This window comes from Bradyrhizobium manausense (assembly GCF_018129685.1).
In the GTDB taxonomy this organism is placed as follows: domain Bacteria; phylum Pseudomonadota; class Alphaproteobacteria; order Rhizobiales; family Xanthobacteraceae; genus Bradyrhizobium; species Bradyrhizobium manausense_D.
Map to the genome: position 1 here is coordinate 235,555 of NZ_JAFCLG010000001.1, position 16,209 is coordinate 251,763.

A 16,209-nucleotide genomic window follows, 5' to 3' on the forward strand; every position below is an offset into this window, starting at 1 on the left:
TATGCCAATTCAAGTGCTGATGCCCGCGTTGTCGCCCACGATGGAAAAGGGCAACCTCGCCAAATGGCTGAAAAAAGAAGGTGAGACGATCAAGTCCGGCGACGTCATCGCCGAGATCGAGACCGACAAGGCCACCATGGAGGTCGAGGCGACCGATGAGGGCACGCTCGGCAAGATCCTGATTCCGGAAGGGACCGCCGACGTTGCCGTCAACACGCCGATCGCGACCATTCTCGCCGATGGCGAGAGCGCGGCCGATCTTGCGAAGGCGCCTGCGCCGGTCGCGAAGGCTGCAGAGTCCGCGCCGGCCACTGCTGCCAAGGCCGAAGCGCCCGCACCGAAGGCCGCGCCTGCGCCGCATGCCGTCGCCGAGCCCGATCCCGAAGTGCCCGCCGGCACCGAGATGATCACCCAGACCATCCGCGAAGCGTTGCGCGACGCCATGGCCGAGGAGATGCGCCGCGACCCCGACGTCTTCGTGATGGGCGAGGAGGTTGCCGAATATCAGGGCGCCTACAAGGTGACTCAAGGGTTGCTCCAGGAGTTCGGCGCCAGGCGCGTCATCGACACCCCGATCACCGAGCACGGCTTTGCCGGCGTCGGCGTCGGCGCGGCCATGACCGGGCTCAAGCCGATCGTCGAGTTCATGACCTTCAACTTCGCCATGCAGGCGATCGACCAGATCATCAATTCCGCGGCCAAGACGCTCTACATGTCCGGCGGCCAGATGGGCTGCTCGATCGTGTTCCGCGGCCCGAACGGCGCGGCTGCGCGCGTGGCCGCCCAGCACAGCCAGGATTACTCGGCCTGGTACTCGAACGTCCCGGGCCTCAAGGTCGTCGCGCCGTTCTCGGCCGCCGACTACAAGGGCCTGCTCAAGGCTGCGATCCGCGATCCCAATCCGGTGATCTTCCTCGAGAACGAGGTGCTCTACGGCCACACCGGCGAAGTGCCGAAGCTCGACGATTTCGTGATTCCGATCGGCAAGGCGCGCATCGCGCGCTCCGGCAGCCACGTCAGCATCATCTCCTGGTCGAACGGCATGACCTACGCGTTGAAGGCTGCCGACGAACTCGCCAAGGAGGGCATCGAGGCCGAGGTGATCGACCTGCGCACGCTGCGTCCGATGGACACCGAGACCATCATCAACTCGGTCAAGAAGACCGGCCGTGCCGTCACGGTGGAAGAGGGCTGGGCCCAGAGCGGTGTCGGCGCCGAGATCGCCGCGCGCATCATGGAGAACGCCTTCGACTATCTGGATGCGCCGGTTGCGCGCGTCTCGGGCAAGGACGTTCCGATGCCCTATGCGGCGAACCTGGAGAAGCTCGCGCTGCCCTCGGCGGCTGAGGTCGTCGAGGCCGCCAAAGCCGTCTGCTACAGGTAGGCCATGGCGGGCCCGAAGGAGCAGCCACTGCCGCCCGACGTCATGACCCGCGATGATGCGGTCGAGATCCTGCGCGTGTTCGTGCTGGATGGCGGGCTGTCGATGGCGTTCCAGCGGGCTTTCGAGGAGCCCGACATGTGGGGCCTGCTGCTGGTCGATCTCGCCCGCCACGCCGCGCGCGCTTATGCGCGCGAGAGCGAATACACCGAGGAGGACGCGCTGAACCGGATCCTCGAGATGTTCCAGGCCGAGATCGAGCGTCCCACGGACACCGGCACCACGACGCCGCGCGGGAAGGGGCACTGAGCATGGCCATCGAAGCCTACCATTTCGACTTCATGCTGGAAGCGATCCGCGAGGCGCAGGACTCGATCGCGCAAGGCGGCCTGCCGATCGGCGCCGTACTGACGCGCGACAACAAGATCATTGCCCGCGGCCACAACAACCGCGTCCAGGAGAACAACGTGATCCTGCACGGCGAGATGAGCTGTCTGCGCGCGGCCGGCGCGATCTCGTTCCACGACACGGTGATGTACACCACGCTGTCGCCATGCTCGATGTGTGCCGGCGCGCTCGCTTTGTTCAAGGTCAAGCTCGTGGTGATCGGAGAATCCGTCACCTTCGAGGGCTCCAAGGACATCCTCGACAAGTTCGGGATTCCCTGGATCGATCTTGCCGACGACCGCTCCATCACCATGATGAAGAATTGGCGTTCCGTCCCTGCCAATGAACGCCTGTGGCAAGGCGATATCGGCAACTAAACCTGGTCTGTTCGTCTTCACTTTCGAAGGCGGCGTTTTGAGAAATTCTTCGTGAGGTCAGCATGCCCATCAACATCCTGATGCCTGCTCTTTCGCCGACGATGGAGAAGGGCAACCTCGCCAAGTGGCTGAAGAAGGAAGGCGACAAGGTCAAGTCAGGCGATGTTATCGCCGAGATCGAGACCGACAAGGCCACCATGGAGGTCGAGGCCATCGACGAGGGCACGATCGCCAAGATCCTGGTGCCCGAGGGCACGCAGGACGTGCCCGTCAACGACGTGATCGCGGTGCTCGCCGGCGAGGGTGAGGACGTGAAGGCCGCGGGTGCGGCCAAACCCAGCGCTTCGGCCGCGCCGCCCAAGGCCGCTGAGGCTGCCGCTGCTCCCGCACCGGCTCCCGCCGCACCCAAGGCTGCACCGGCACCCGCTGCCGCACCTGCGCCGCAGGCCGCCGCTCCGGCCGCGCAGAGCAACGGTCATGCCGGCCGCGTGTTCTCGTCGCCGCTGGCGCGGCGTCTTGCCAAGGAAGCCGGCATCGATGTCTCGATGGTGACAGGCACCGGCCCGCACGGTCGCGTGGTTGCCCGCGACGTCGAGCAGGCCAAGTCGGGCAAGGGCCTCAAGGCGCCTGCCGCCACGCCGTCCGCCGGCGCACCCTCGATCGCGCCGACCATGTCGGACAAGCAGATCCTGTCGCTGTTCGAGCCTGGTACCTACGACATCGTCCCGCATGACGGCATGCGCCGCACGATTGCCCAACGTTTGACCGCATCCATCCAGAACGTCCCGCACTTTTATCTCACCATCGACTGCGACATCGGCAAGCTGCTCGCTTCGCGCGAGGAGATCAATGCGGCTGCTCCCAAGGACAAGGAGAAGAAGCCGCTCTACAAGATCTCGGTCAACGACTTCGTCATCAAGGCAATGGCGGTGGCGCTGCAGAAGATCCCGAACTGCAACGTCAGCTGGACCGAAAGCGGCATGGTCAAGCACCACCATTCCGACGTCGGCGTCGCCGTGGCGATGCCGGGCGGCCTGATTACGCCGATCATCCGCAAGGCGGAGACCAAGACGCTCTCGACCATCTCGAACGAGATGAAGGACTTTGCCGCGCGCGCGCGTTCGCGCAAACTGAAGCCGGAGGAATACCAAGGCGGCACCACCGCCGTCTCCAACCTCGGCATGTACGGCATCAGCCACTTCACCGCGGTGATCAACCCGCCGCATGCGACCATCCTCGCGGTCGGCACCAGCGAGGAGCGCCCCGTCGTGCGCGGCGGCAAGATCGAGATCGCCCACATGATGAGCGTGACCCTGTCCTGCGATCACCGCGCCATCGACGGCGCGCTTGGCGCCGAGCTGATCGGCGCCTTCAAGCAGCTGATCGAAAACCCCGTCATGATGATGGTGTGAGCCGCGACCGGTGAATACGTAGGGTGGGCAAAGGCGCAACGCGCCGTGCCCACCTTTCATAGCGTTGGAAGGCCGTGGGCACGCTTCGCTTTGCCCACCCTACGAAGTCCAGTTGAATGGGAGCCGCAATGGCCGACACATCCTTCGACGTCATCATCATCGGCTCCGGCCCCGGCGGCTACGTCACCGCGATCCGCGCCGCCCAGCTCGGCTTCAAGACCGCGATCGTCGAGAAATCCTATCTCGGCGGCATCTGCCTGAACTGGGGCTGCATCCCGACCAAGGCACTGCTGCGCTCCGCCGAGATCTACCACTACATGCAGCACGCCGGGGATTACGGCCTGTCGGCGGAGAAAGTCTCGTTCGATCCGAAGGCCGTGGTGCAGCGCTCGCGCGGCGTTTCCAAGCGGCTGAACGACGGCGTCGGCTTCCTGATGAAGAAGAACAAGGTCAGCGTGATCTGGGGCGCCGCCTCGATCGATGCGCCCGGCAAGGTCACCGTGAAGAAGTCCGACGTCGAGGGACCCAAGGGCTCGCTGGGCGAGGGGGCTTATCAGGCCAAGCACATCATCGTCGCCACCGGCGCGCGGCCGCGCGTGCTGCCGGGACTCGAGCCCGACAAGAAGCTGATCTGGACCTACTTTGAAGCGATGGTGCCGGAACGGATGCCGAAGTCGCTGCTGGTGGTCGGCTCCGGCGCGATCGGCATCGAGTTCGCCTCGTTCTTCCGCACCATGGGCTCCGACGTCACCGTGGTCGAGGTGCTGCCGCAGATCCTGCCCGTCGAGGACGCCGAGATCGCTGGCCTTGCCCGCAAGCGGCTGGAGAAGCAGGGCATCAAGATCATGTCCTCGACCAAGGTGACCAAGCTGGAGAAGAAGGCCGACAGCGTTGTTGCCACCATCGATGACGGCAAGGGCAAGCCCGTCACATCGGAGTTCGAGCGCGTGATCTCGGCCGTCGGCGTCGTCGGCAACATCGAGAATCTCGGGCTCAAAAAGCTCGGCGTCAAGACCGATCGCGGCTGCATCGTGATCGACGGCTACGGCAAGACCAACATTCCCGGCATCTACGCCATCGGCGACGTCGCCGGGCCCCCGATGCTCGCGCACAAGGCCGAGCATGAGGGCGTGGTCTGCATCGAGGCGATCAAGGGGCTGCATCCGCACCCCATGGACAAGCTGCTGATTCCGGGCTGCACCTATTGCAATCCGCAGGTCGCCTCGGTGGGCCTCACCGAGGCGAAGGCCAAGGAGAACGGCCGCGAGATCCGAGTCGGCCGCTTCCCCTTCGTCGGCAACGGCAAGGCGATCGCGCTCGGCGAGGACCAGGGCCTCGTCAAGGTGATCTTCGACAAGAAGACCGGCCAGCTGCTCGGCGCCCACATGGTTGGCGCCGAAGTGACCGAGCTGATCCAGGGCTACGTCGTCGCGATGAATCTCGAGACGACGGAGGAAGAGCTGATGCATACGGTGTTCCCGCATCCGACCTTGTCGGAGATGATGAAGGAAGCCGTGCTGGATGCGTATGGACGGGTGTTGAACATTTAGAACGAGCCGTGCACACAAAAACTCTCGAAAGCCCTGATGGTGACGAGCGGGTGCTGATTTCGCAGCGATCGGACGCTTGTATACCTACCGAAGGCAATGGCGTTCCGCTGCCTTGCAAGTTGTGAGGGAAGGATCGGCGCTGCCGGACCCAGACAGTCCGATGCCCGATTTGGCAGGAGGTACCGAGGACGGATGGGGGCCACCGGGTCCCGATTGCGGAATCTACGATTCCGCAGATACAGCGGAAACCGAGGCCAGACAACGCGTCCCGTGGCTCAAGCGCCAATTTCACTGAAGCATGGGCAGAGTTCTGCATAAACGAGAGAGATCAATCCGTGAAAGACAACGACAACCTCACCATCGAACGCCCGACCTTCGTCACCCATCTGGAATGCGCGATGGAGGGCGATCATTACGCCGCCGACCAGGTCCACAACCTCTCCAAGGCTGGCAAGCCGCTGCTGGTGCGCTACGACCTCTCGGGCGTGAAGAAGGCGCTGACCAAGGATGCGCTGGCACAGCGCCCCGCCGACATGTGGCGCTACCGCGAGCTGCTGCCGGTGCGCAAATGCCGGGATATCGTCTCGCTCGGCGAGGTCACGACACCGCTGATCCGGCTGCCCAAGCTCGGCAAGAAACTCGGCGGCGGCGAAATCATCGTCAAGGACGAAGGGCGGCTGCCGACCGGCTCGTTCAAGGCGCGCGGCCTCGTGATGGCGGTGTCGATGGGCAAGGCGCTCGGCATCAAGCACATGGCGATGCCGACCAACGGCAATGCCGGCGCGGCGCTCGCGGCCTATGCGACGTCGTGCGGCATCAAGACCACGATCTTCTGCCCGGCCGACACGCCGGAGGTGAACGTCAGCGAGATCGAGATTCAGGGCGCGACCGTCTACCGCGTCAACGGCTATATCGACGATTGCGGCAAGATCGTCGGCGAGGGCAAGGCCAAGGTCGGCTGGTTCGACACCTCGACCTTGAAGGAGCCGTACCGCATCGAAGGCAAGAAGACGATGGGCCTGGAGCTCGCCGAGCAGCTCGGCTGGGACGTGCCCGACGTGATCTTTTACCCGACCGGCGGTGGCACCGGCCTGATCGGCATGTGGAAGGCGTTCGACGAGCTGGAGAAGATCGGCTTCATCGGCTCGAAGCGTCCGCGCATGGTCGCGGTGCAGGCCTCCGGCTGCGCGCCGATGGTGCGGGCCTATGACGCCGGCACGGAGCACGCCGCGCGCTGGGAGGATGCCCACACCATTGCGTCAGGAATCCGCGTGCCGCAGGCGATCGGCGACTTCCTGATTTTGCGCGCGGTGCGGCAGAGCAAGGGATTTGCCATTGCGGTGGACGACGACAAGATTTCGGCGGCGCTCAATGAAGTGGCGCGCGAGGAGGGGCTGCTGCTGTGCCCCGAGGGCGCCGCGACCTACGCCGCCTACAAGGACAGCCTCGCCGACGGCCGCGTCTCCAAGACTGACCGCGTGATGCTGTTCAACTGCGCCACCGGCCTGAAATACCCGCTGCCGCCGGTCACCCGCGCGCTCGATCGTCACAAGCCGATCGACTACACGCAGTTCTAGCGCGTCATTTCGTCTCTTCACGAACGGACTCTCTTCCCGTACGCGGGAGGAGAGAAAAACAAAAAAGACATCGTTGGAGGGAGTAAAATGAAGAAGGCCGCCTGGGCCGGGCTGATCGGACTTCTCGCGCTCGCGAGCGCAGCGCGCGCTGGCGATTATCCGTCGCATCCCATCACCATCATCGTTCCCTTCGCGGCCGGAGGCCCGTCGGATGCGATGGCGCGCGTGCTGGCCGAGCGCATGCGCCAGTCGCTGGGCCAGGCCCTGGTGATCGAGAACGTTACCGGCGCCGGCGGCTCGATCGGGGTGGGGCGCGCCGTGCACTCGCCGCCTGATGGCTACACCATCTCGTTCGGCCATCTCGGCACCCATGTCGCCAACGGCGCCGTCTACAAGCTCAATTACGATCTCGTCACGGACCTCGAGCCGGTGGTGCTGCTGCCGAGCAACCCGATGATCGTGGTCAGCAAGAACGCGGTGCCCGCGACCTCGCTGAAGGAGCTGCTGGACTGGCTGAAATCGCGGCCGACGCCGCCGACCGCAGGCACCGCCGGTGCCGGCTCCGGCAGCCATATCGCCGGCGTCTATCTCGAGAGCGTCTCCGGCATCAAGCTGCAATACGTGCCGTATCGCGGCACCGCCCCCGCGCTCAACGATCTCATCGCCGGCCAGATCGACATCATCGTTGACCAGACCTCCAACTCCATCAACCAGGTCCGTGCCGGCACCATCCGCGCCTACGCCATCACCGACGACAAGCGTCTCGCCTCGGCGCCTGACGTCCCGACTGCGGATGAAGCGGGGCTGAAGGGCTTCAACATGACGCTGTGGTCGGGCCTGTGGGTGCCCAAGGGCACGCCGAAGGAGATCGTCACCAGGCTGAACGCCGCAGCGGTGGAAGCGCTGAACGATCCCGCCGTGAGGAAGCAGCTCGAAAGCCAGGGCCTGGAAATGACGCCGCAGGACCAGCTCACGCCGGAAGCGCTCGGCATCAGGCAGAAGGCCGAGATCGCGAAGTGGTGGCCGATCATCAAGGCGGCGAACATTTCGGTGGAGTGAGGTTGGCTCGCGTCTACTGCGGCCCCACAAACCCCACCGGCGTCGCCTTGGCGCTGGCATCCTGCGTCACCACGCGCTGGTCGCTCTTGCCGGCGACCGCACCGCTGCCCTCGAACCGCGCGCGATACACCAGCACGTTCTCCATCACGCGCTGGACGTAGTTGCGCGTCTCCGACAGCGGGATGCGCTCGACCCAGTCGACCGGGTCGACCTTGGCATCTCTGGGATCGCCGTGGGCCTGCACCCATTCGCGCACGCGGCCGCGGCCGGCATTGTAGCCGGCGAAGGTCATGATCTGGTTGCCGCGATATTCCGACAAGAGCGCGCTGAGTTCGGCCGCGCCCATCTGCGTGTTGTAGACGGGGTCGGAGACCATTCTGTCCCAGTCGTAGGTCACGCCGAAGCGCTTGGCCGTGTCACGGCCGGCTTCCGGCGTCACCTGCATCAGGCCGACCGCGTTGGCCGCCGATTTGTCGCGCTGGTTGAACGAGCTCTCGGTGCGCGCCACCGAATAGATCACGCTGGTTTCGATCGCGGGCGCGACCTGCTTGTGTTCGGGGATGCCGATGGTCGGGAAGGCGTAATGGTCGAGCGCGAGTCCGCGCGCCAGCGCCGACTTGCCGACCTCGAGCATGACGCGCGCGTCGTTGCGCTGCCCGGCGAGTTCGCCGAGCGCCGCGAGCGCCGCGACGTCGTTGCTCTGCTTGGCGAAATCCTCGGCATAGGAGTAGACCGTGTCACGCTCGCCGATGCCGTAGAGCATGTCGGCGGCGCGGACACGCTCATCCGCCGCAGGCGTGTCGATCGAGGCCGGCACGGGCGAGGGTGCGCGCAGTTCGATGCCGTCGAGGCCAAGCCGTGCACGGGCCAGTTGGCCGTAATATGCGGTCGGATAGCGCGCGGCGGCCTTGTAGCTCTGCTGCGCATCGGCGGTTGCCCCCATGGCCTCGGCCGCGCGGCCGCGCCAGTAATGCCCGCGCGACAGCGCGAGCGGATTGGCCGAACCTTCGTCGATGGCCGCGAAGTGCATCAACGCGGTCTTGGGATCGTCGAGATAGCGCAGCGCAATCCAGCCGCACATGAAATGGTAGTCGACCCGGTAGACCTCCATCTCCGGGATCGCGGCCGCGCGCACCACGTCGTAGGCGGTTTTGAACTTGCCCTGGTCGAGCAGTTTGCGCGCCAGCAGGCGGCGCTCGCGCCACCAGGCATCGGTATCCTGCGCCCCCATGGTCTCGGGCGCGGCAGCAAGGATGACTTCGGCCGCGTCGTCGATGCGGTCCTTCTGCAGGTGCCATTGCGCGCGGCAGAGGACATAGCCGAGGTCGCGGCGCGCGTCTTGAGAGACGTCGTCGAGATAGTCCTTGGCCTTGTTCTCCTTGCCGTTGACCGCAGCGCAGGCCTTGACGATCGCGAGCGCATCATCGCCGAGGCGTTTGGCGGCGCGCCTTGCGCCGGCATAGTCCTTGGCGCCCAGGCGCTTGTCCATGCGGGCGCGATGATCGTCGGCCGTCAAGAGATCGCGGAACGCTTCGTATGAATCGTCCTCGCTGCGCTCGGATAATTCGTCCGTGCGCCAGGCCTCCCGCACGAGGCGCGTGGCGCGGTCGCCGTCGCCCTCGGCGATCAGCACGCGCGCGAGCGCGAAACTGCCCTTGGCGCTGATCGGCCGATCCATCGTGAAGGCGTGCACGGTGGCCGCGTCGCTCTTCTCCTGCCAGAGCCGCGCCTCGGCGCGCTTGCGCAGCAGTGCGGCGCTCGGCCAGTCCGGATTGGCGGCGAGGAAGGCGGCATAGCGCTTGAAGGGTGCGGTGCTCTCGGAATGGCGCAGCAGGAACCAGTCGGCGAGCTTCTGGCCGGCGGGATCGGCAATGCGGTCGCGGGCCGCGGTGGCCTCGTCGGTCTTGCCCTTGCGCGCGAGATCGATCGCGTCCTTCAGCGCGGCGAGGTCGCCGGTCAGTGGTGGCGGTGCGGGCTTGTCCGCGGGCTCGTCGTCCTGCTTCTTCGACTTGCGCTTGGCCTCGGCATGTTTGCTGTGCTTGCCGGCAGCGGCATGCCGCTGCTTGCCGGCGGACTTGTCAGCGGACTTGCCGCCGGATTTGGCTTCATGCGTCTTCTTGGGCGCTGACGACTTGCCCTTCGCTGCCAGCTCCGTCGGAAGGAGCGCCAATGCGGCCATGGCAACGACACACGCGAGCGAGCGTAGGCACTGGTTCATTCGATGGTCCCCCTGCGAAACCACTACAAACCAAGGTCCGCGATCTCAGCGGCTTCAGTCTCAATCGATGCGAGAATCGATGCCAGAGATGATGGCACGGCATTGCTCACATTTGCCACGCTGTCGCAACAATGCGGCAAAATACGGATGGAGCGTTGGAACCTGTTCAACGAGGGATAGTACGGGGTTTTTAACCTTTGTTAACGAGTGGGGCTTGCGCGACGGATGTGGCCAGCTCTCCGCGTCGCGGACGCCCGATTGCACGTGTTCCCAGGCCGAAATCCGGTATATTGGGTTCCCCGGATCTCCCTTTCACCTTTGCCCGCACCGCATGCCGCTTTTCAACCAGTCGATCCGGCGCAAGATCGTCGGCATCGCCCTCGGATTGATCGTCCTGATGCTGATCACCTCGATCCTGTCGATGGTGATGTCGAGCCAGGTCGGCGTCCTCCTGGACGAGCTGACCAACCGCTACATCCCGGCCTATGGCGATCTGGCGCGGGCCAACATCCGCTCGCTGGAGCGGTCGGTGGCGCTGCGGCGGATGGTGATGATGAAGATGCAGGACTCCTCGGACGAGGAGGCCTATGCGGCGCGCCTGAAGGAGTTCGAGGAGGCCGACCGCAAGATCGAGGAAGAGACGTCGCGCGCGCAAAAGCTCATCAACGCGATCATCGAGGACCCCAGGACGCCCTCGGACAACGCCACGCTGGCCCGGATCGACACCCGCATCGAGACCGCGGTCACCGAGCTGCGCCGCGACATGAGCGAGGATCACGCCAGGCTGCTCAAGCAGGTCGACGGGAAGCAGATGGCCGATGCGCGCGCGACGCTGGAGCATATCGACACGACCAGGGATCTTTTCAATCGCAGGATCGATGCGATCCGCGCCGACATGCTCAAGCAGGTGTTCGCGAGCACGTCGACCGTGATCGGCCACCAGCGGCAGGCGATCATCATCTCGGGCATCGTGACGCTGCTCGCCGCGGTGGTCGGATTTGCCTTTGCGCTGCTGGTCTCGAGCGGCATCACGCGGCCCGTGCGGCTGCTGCTTGCCGGTGCCCGCGAGGTCGAGGCCGGGCGTTTCGACAAGAGCATCACCGTCTCCACCCAGGACGAGATCGGCGAGCTCGCCGCTGCCTTCAACCGCATGGTCGAGCAGCTGCGCCACAACGAGCGCATTCGCGAGACCTTCGGCCGCTACATCGATCCCAAGATCGTTCAGGGCCTGATCGACCGCCCCGAGGTCGCCATGGACGGCCAGCGGCGGGTCATGACCATCATGTTCTGCGACATGAGCGGCTTCACGGCGATGAGCGAGGGCATGACCCCGCGCGGCCTCGTCAAGGTGATGAACCACTATTTCACGGTGATGTCCGTCCCGATCCGCAACAACCGCGGCGTCATCGACAAATATATCGGCGACGCCGTCATGTCCTATTGGGGACCGCCCTTCATCGAGGAAGACGAGCAGGCGCTGCTCGCCGGCCTCTCCGCCATCGAGATGGCCGACCAGGTGCCGGCGCTGCAGAAACAACTGCCTGATCTGCTCGGTATCCGCGCCATGCCCGTGCCCTGCGATCTCAGGATCGGCATTGCCACCGGCGAGGTGCTGACCGGCAGCATCGGCTCCGAGCTGATGATGAGCTTTACGGTGATGGGCGACGCCGTGAATCTCGCCTCGCGCCTGGAGGCGGCGAACAAGGTCTACGGTACCCGAATCCTGATTTCGCAGGCGACCGCCGAGGCGATTGGATCGCGGCTCGAACTGCGGGAGATCGACCGTGTGGCGGTCGTCGGCCAGGGCACGCCTCAGCCGGTGTTCGAGGTGATGGGGCGGGCAGGTGCGCTTGCCCCGCAGCAGGAGAGCCTGCGTGCGCACTATGCGGCAGGCCTCGCCGCCTATCGCGCGTGCCGCTTCGGTGACGCACGCGCCGCGTTCAACGCGGCGCTCGATAACCTACCCGGCGACGGTCCTTCGCGCGCGATGCTTGCCCGCGTCGCGCAGTTCGAGGCGAGTCCGCCGGCGGCTGATTGGGACGGTGCCTGGCGGCTGGACGGCAAATAGCTGCCGGCGCGGAGAATAATTGATTCTAGTTCATAACGATGTTCGCCGTGACTTATTTTCCGGGCTTAGGTTTGTTGTCCTTGAGGCGTTTGATGGGGACACGCCGATGACGGAACTTGAGGACAGGCTGGAACGGTTCGAGACGCTCACCGCCGAATGCGAACTGATTGCCAAGCTCGCCACCGACAGCACCAAGCGCGAATTCTACCTGAAGCTCGGCGAGCAGTACCGCCAGCTCGCGGTGGACATGCGCCAGGCGATTGCGACCAGGGCGGCTGCCTGACGACGGACCGGAGGCGGGGATAAAGACAAGGCACGATGTTCGGCATCGGTGTCTTTGAGAGGCCTCGTGCGGCCGCAATCCGTTCTTAACAATTGAGACGCATCATCGACTGCGAGCTGGCGAATCGCGTGTTGTGGTTCGCGGCAATGGGAATGCCAGGGGCAAGGTTGCTGTGCAACATTGCCCGCGAACGCCACTCGTCCGATGATTGTCATCCCATGCGTCTGTTTGCGGTGATCTTGTTTGCGCTTCTGACGGCCGCCTGCAACCAGGAGCAGGATGTCACGGGCTCGACCCCGGTCTGCCCGATGCGCAGCTACAGCTCCTTCAATCCCCGCGACATGAACCAGTGCGTTGCCGCCTGCAAGTCGTGCGATCACGGCAGTACCGTTACCTGCACCACCGCCTGCACGCTCAGGGGTGCGCACTGACGACGAAGGGCACAGCGCGCCCGATCAGCTGCGCGCAGGCTCGCGCCGCAATTCCGGGAAGATCGTCTCATCCTGAAGGATGACATCAGCCGTTCGCTGATAATGCGCCGTGAGCCGCTTCACCGCCAGATCGGAATCGCCACTCAGGACCGCCTCCGTGATTGCGGCATGCTCGTCACCGACGTGCCGCGAGGGGAAAGCCTTGCTGATCGACAGCCGCCGGTATCGGTAGAGCTGATCGGCAAGCTGGCCGCAGAAGGCGATCAGGGATTGCGAGCCGCACTGGCCGATCAGGGCACGGTGGTAGATGCGGTGCAGCTTCTCCCATTCCGGATTGTCCTCGAACGCGGTGGCGCTCAGCGACCGCGGCACGCGGCTCAAGCGATGCTGTGCCAGGACGACTTGCTCCTCCCAGGCCGGCGTGGACGCCGCCATGGACTCGCGCAGCGCAAGCGCCTCGACCCAGCAGCGGGTCTTGGTCAGCTCGGCAAGCTCCGCACGGCTGACATCCTTGACGTAGAAGCCGCGCTGCTCGCGGACCTCGACCAGTCCGTCAGCGGTCAGGCGATTGAGCGCCTCGCGCAGTGGCGTTTGGCCCGTTTGATAGGTCTCCGTGAGAAATCGCATCTGCAGCTTGCGCGACGGGGCGAGGCGTCCGGACAACAGATCCTCGCGCAGCCGGTCATAGACATGGCTCGCCTGCGTCGACGGCGCGGGCAAGGGGGGCGCCACAGTCAATTCCACCGCTTGAGCCTCCAATGTTCGGTCAGTTTGGATCCCCGCCATCATATACATCCGATGATGATTCCAGAAAATCTATAAATTTTTGTTGCTATATAGATTTTGTGTAATAAAAGGAGGTGTCGGCCGTGAAGCTGCGGCCGTTATCAAGAGAGCCACGTCTGGTCTGCCCAGCCAGTGGCCTGACGGAGGAGTGCGTTCGTGGCCCGGTTTCCGGTGACAGCGCTGCGTAGCGTCGATCTCGGCACGCCGGACGTCGACGGCTCCGTGAGGTTCTATTGCGACGTCTGGGGCCTGACGCTCGTCACGCGGGCGGCCGGGATCGTCTACCTGCGCGCGACCGGCAGCGACCATCACGTCGTCGCGCTTTATGAGAGTGAGCGGCCAGAGCTCGGCGCCGTCACGTTTCGCGTGGCAAGTGCTGACGATCTCGCCTCCCTTGCCGCCGGCGCGGTTGCGGAAGGCGCGCAGCTGATCCACGGTCCGGCTCCCAATGACGCGCCCGATGGCGGTGTGGTGTTGGCGGTTCGTGGGCCGGAAGGCGGCATCCTGCGCTTTGTTCACGGCGATATCAGTCACGCGCCGGAGCCATCGCGCGGCGATCGGCCCGAGCGGCTGGCTCACGTCAACCTCAACAGCACGGATGTCGATCGCTCCGCCGCCTTCTACGAGCGGGCGCTCGGCTTTCGGCTGACGGACCGTTCGAAGGCGATGGCGTTCGTTCGCTGCAACAGCGACCACCATGCGGTCGTGATCGCCGACGCCAGGGTCAACGGCCTCAATCACGTCGCCTTTCTGATGCCGAGCCTGGAGGCGGTGATGCGCGGCTCCGGGCGCATGATCGATGCGGGCTTCCCGATCGCCTGGGGCGTCGGCCGCCACGGCCCCGGTGACAACGTGTTCTCCTACTTCATCGATCCCGTGGGGACGGTGATCGAATACACCGCCGAGGTGCTTCAGGTCGACGACAGCTACGTCGTGCGCGGTCCGGATCATTGGGTCTGGCCGCCGGGGCGCACCGATCAATGGGGCATCGCGCCGCCCAAGGCCGACCACGTCAAGGCCGCGCAACTGTCCGTTCGCTACGCCGCGCCGTGAGCACATCAGTTCATCAACCCGCAAACGAGGTGTCAAAGTTGGCGTCCGGTTCAAACAGCACGAACGAATTCCAGGTTGCTGTTGTCGGCTTCGGTCCGTCAGGCGCTGTCGCAGCCAGCCTGCTAGGCGCGGAGGGGATCCGGACGCTGGCTGTCGACCGCGATCGGGCCGTCTACGACAAGCCGCGCGCGATCGCGCTCGACCACGAGATCCTGCGCCTGTTTGATAATCTCGGTGTTGCCGAACAGCTGCGTCCGCATATTGCGCCGTTTCCGGCATCGGAACATTTCGGCGCGCGCGGCCAGTTGATCCGCCGCATCGACATGGTGAGCGAGCCTTATCCGCTCGGCTACACGCCGACCATGGTGTTCACCCAACCGCCGGTCGAGGACATCCTGCGCGCGCATGCGCGATCCTATCCGTCGGTGAACGTGGAGCTTGGCACCGAACTCCGCCAGCTCAGTCAGGCGCCGAACGGCGTGACGCTCGAGCTTTGTGGCGATCAGGGCACGAAGAGCGTCACGGCAGACTATGTCATCGCCTGCGACGGCGCATCGAGCACCGTTCGCCGCCAGCTCGGGATCGGCTTTGACGATCTGGTCTTCGACGAGCCCTGGCTGGTGGTGGACCTCAGGGTCAACGTATCGGGACTTGCCAGGCTGCCACGCACGGCGGCGCAGTTCTGCGATCCATCGCGGCCGACCACCTATATCGTCGGGCCCGGCTCGCACCGGCGTTTCGAGATCATGCTGCTGCCGGGCGAAGATCCGCGCGCGATGGAACAGCCCGAGCAGGTCTGGCGGCTGCTGGCGCGCTGGCTCACGCCGGAGGATGCCACGCTGTGGCGGGCGGCGAGCTATCGCTTTCATGCCCTCGTCGCCGATAAATGGCGCGAAGGGCGCGTGTTCCTCGCCGGAGATGCCGCCCACCAGCAGCCGCCGTTCATCGGTCAGGGCATGTGCCAGGGCGTCCGCGATGTCGCAAACCTGGTCTGGAAGCTTGCGCGCGTCTTGCGCGGAGACTCCGGCCAAGCATTGCTCGACACCTACCAGGATGAGCGCAGTGCTCATGTTCGTGAACTGACGACGCGCATCAAGGCGATCGGTCACGTCATCTGCGAGCGCGATCCGCAAGCCGCTGCCGCCCGCGATGCTCGTATTCTTGCAGAGGGCGGCGGCGTGCCGCGCACCATCACCCGCCAGGAGATCGTGCCGCCGCTCAGCTGCGGCCTGCGCGCCGAGGTGCCGCATGCCGCCAACGGCACGCTGTTTCCCCAACCGTGGATCGTCACGGCGGGCGGCTGGCAATTGCTCGACACGATGTGCGGCGGTGGGTGGCGGCTCGTGCTGAAGGGCGATAGCGGCCTGGCTCGCTCGCGCGCAATCGCGGCACGCGCGGCGGAGATGGGCTTGCGCCTGATCGCCATCGCGAAGGCGGATCACGATCGGGGGCCGGACGTCCTGCGGGAAGAGAGCGGCGTGGTCACGGATTGGTTCGCACGGCACGCCTGCGCGGCCGCGATCGTGCGCCCCGATCATTACGTCTACGGCGTGGCCGCAGACGAGGCCGGCCTCGCGGCGATGCTGTCCGGCCTTGCGGCAAGGCTTCAATGAGAACAACGACAAAA

14 protein-coding genes are annotated in these 16,209 nt (G+C 65.1%); 12 read left to right on the forward strand and 2 right to left on the reverse strand.

The window, feature by feature from the left end; translation table 11 throughout:
- The first annotated feature begins 1 nt into the window (after position 1).
- The 7 genes from JQ621_RS01155 to JQ621_RS01185 all read left to right on the forward strand — a co-directional run bounded on the left by JQ621_RS01155 (position 2) and on the right by JQ621_RS01185 (position 7,743).
- Positions 2-1,384 (forward strand): pyruvate dehydrogenase complex E1 component subunit beta, encoded by a 1,383-nt coding sequence (locus JQ621_RS01155; protein ID WP_212232593.1) that lies wholly within the window; start codon positions 2-4, stop codon positions 1,382-1,384.
- A gap of 3 nt (positions 1,385-1,387) precedes the next feature.
- The gene (locus JQ621_RS01160) at positions 1,388-1,690 is read left to right on the forward strand and encodes a DUF5076 domain-containing protein (protein ID WP_018320291.1); all 303 of its coding nucleotides are present in this window, start codon (positions 1,388-1,390) and stop codon (positions 1,688-1,690) included.
- Between the two features lie 2 nt (positions 1,691-1,692).
- A complete protein-coding gene (locus JQ621_RS01165) occupies positions 1,693-2,145 on the forward strand; it encodes a nucleoside deaminase (RefSeq protein WP_212232594.1) in 453 nt (150 codons plus the stop codon).
- Positions 2,146-2,207: 62 nt separating this feature from the next.
- Positions 2,208-3,557: a pyruvate dehydrogenase complex dihydrolipoamide acetyltransferase gene (locus JQ621_RS01170; RefSeq protein ID WP_212232595.1), complete on the forward strand. Its 1,350-nt coding sequence runs from the start codon at positions 2,208-2,210 to the stop codon at positions 3,555-3,557.
- A gap of 128 nt (positions 3,558-3,685) precedes the next feature.
- Positions 3,686-5,107, forward strand: a complete 1,422-nt coding sequence (gene lpdA / locus JQ621_RS01175) for a dihydrolipoyl dehydrogenase (protein WP_212232596.1) — start codon at positions 3,686-3,688, stop codon at positions 5,105-5,107.
- Between the two features lie 335 nt (positions 5,108-5,442).
- Positions 5,443-6,684, forward strand: a complete 1,242-nt coding sequence (locus tag JQ621_RS01180) for a threonine synthase (RefSeq protein ID WP_212232597.1) — start codon at positions 5,443-5,445, stop codon at positions 6,682-6,684.
- An 87-nt stretch (positions 6,685-6,771) separates the two neighbouring features.
- Positions 6,772-7,743, forward strand: coding sequence for a tripartite tricarboxylate transporter substrate binding protein BugD (locus JQ621_RS01185; RefSeq protein WP_212232598.1), 972 nt, complete (start codon positions 6,772-6,774; stop codon positions 7,741-7,743).
- 13 nt (positions 7,744-7,756) lie between these two features.
- On the opposite strand, the gene JQ621_RS01190 is transcribed toward JQ621_RS01185, so the two are convergent.
- Complete coding sequence (locus JQ621_RS01190) at positions 7,757-9,961, reverse strand: lytic transglycosylase domain-containing protein (RefSeq protein WP_212232599.1); 2,205 nt, start codon at positions 9,959-9,961, stop codon at positions 7,757-7,759.
- A gap of 331 nt (positions 9,962-10,292) precedes the next feature.
- Between JQ621_RS01190 and JQ621_RS01195 the strand changes: the two genes are divergently transcribed.
- The 3 genes from JQ621_RS01195 to JQ621_RS01205 all read left to right on the forward strand — a co-directional run bounded on the left by JQ621_RS01195 (position 10,293) and on the right by JQ621_RS01205 (position 12,743).
- Positions 10,293-12,029: an adenylate/guanylate cyclase domain-containing protein gene (locus JQ621_RS01195; RefSeq protein ID WP_212232600.1), complete on the forward strand. Its 1,737-nt coding sequence runs from the start codon at positions 10,293-10,295 to the stop codon at positions 12,027-12,029.
- Between the two features lie 106 nt (positions 12,030-12,135).
- Positions 12,136-12,312: a hypothetical protein gene (locus JQ621_RS01200; protein ID WP_212232601.1), complete on the forward strand. Its 177-nt coding sequence runs from the start codon at positions 12,136-12,138 to the stop codon at positions 12,310-12,312.
- 218 nt (positions 12,313-12,530) lie between these two features.
- Positions 12,531-12,743 (forward strand): hypothetical protein, encoded by a 213-nt coding sequence (locus tag JQ621_RS01205; RefSeq protein ID WP_212232602.1) that lies wholly within the window; start codon positions 12,531-12,533, stop codon positions 12,741-12,743.
- A gap of 24 nt (positions 12,744-12,767) precedes the next feature.
- On the opposite strand, the gene JQ621_RS01210 is transcribed toward JQ621_RS01205, so the two are convergent.
- Complete coding sequence (locus JQ621_RS01210; protein WP_312015382.1) at positions 12,768-13,487, reverse strand: GntR family transcriptional regulator; 720 nt, start codon at positions 13,485-13,487, stop codon at positions 12,768-12,770.
- Between the two features lie 198 nt (positions 13,488-13,685).
- Between JQ621_RS01210 and JQ621_RS01215 the strand changes: the two genes are divergently transcribed.
- Positions 13,686-14,582 carry a VOC family protein gene (locus tag JQ621_RS01215; RefSeq protein ID WP_212232604.1) on the forward strand — a complete coding sequence of 299 codons (897 nt, stop codon included), beginning with the start codon at positions 13,686-13,688 and terminating at the stop codon, positions 14,580-14,582.
- A 38-nt stretch (positions 14,583-14,620) separates the two neighbouring features.
- On the forward strand, positions 14,621-16,195 hold the full coding sequence (gene mhpA, locus JQ621_RS01220) for a bifunctional 3-(3-hydroxy-phenyl)propionate/3-hydroxycinnamic acid hydroxylase MhpA (protein WP_249124580.1): 1,575 nt from the start codon (positions 14,621-14,623) through the stop codon (positions 16,193-16,195).
- Positions 16,196-16,209 lie beyond the last annotated feature (14 nt).

What these genes read in the sequence shown, in the direction of transcription:
- JQ621_RS01170 (WP_212232595.1), top strand. Translation starts at nt 2,208, where the DNA reads ATGCCCATCAACATCCTGATGCCTGCTCTTTCGCCGACGATGGAGAAG.
- JQ621_RS01160 (WP_018320291.1), top strand. Translation starts at nt 1,388, where the DNA reads ATGGCGGGCCCGAAGGAGCAGCCACTGCCGCCCGACGTCATGACCCGC.
- JQ621_RS01190 (WP_212232599.1), bottom strand. Translation starts at nt 9,961, where the DNA reads ATGAACCAGTGCCTACGCTCGCTCGCGTGTGTCGTTGCCATGGCCGCA.
- lpdA (WP_212232596.1), top strand. Translation starts at nt 3,686, where the DNA reads ATGGCCGACACATCCTTCGACGTCATCATCATCGGCTCCGGCCCCGGC.
- JQ621_RS01185 (WP_212232598.1), top strand. Translation starts at nt 6,772, where the DNA reads ATGAAGAAGGCCGCCTGGGCCGGGCTGATCGGACTTCTCGCGCTCGCG.
- JQ621_RS01165 (WP_212232594.1), top strand. Translation starts at nt 1,693, where the DNA reads ATGGCCATCGAAGCCTACCATTTCGACTTCATGCTGGAAGCGATCCGC.
- JQ621_RS01200 (WP_212232601.1), top strand. Translation starts at nt 12,136, where the DNA reads ATGACGGAACTTGAGGACAGGCTGGAACGGTTCGAGACGCTCACCGCC.
- JQ621_RS01155 (WP_212232593.1), top strand. Translation starts at nt 2, where the DNA reads ATGCCAATTCAAGTGCTGATGCCCGCGTTGTCGCCCACGATGGAAAAG.
- JQ621_RS01195 (WP_212232600.1), top strand. Translation starts at nt 10,293, where the DNA reads ATGCCGCTTTTCAACCAGTCGATCCGGCGCAAGATCGTCGGCATCGCC.
- JQ621_RS01205 (WP_212232602.1), top strand. Translation starts at nt 12,531, where the DNA reads ATGCGTCTGTTTGCGGTGATCTTGTTTGCGCTTCTGACGGCCGCCTGC.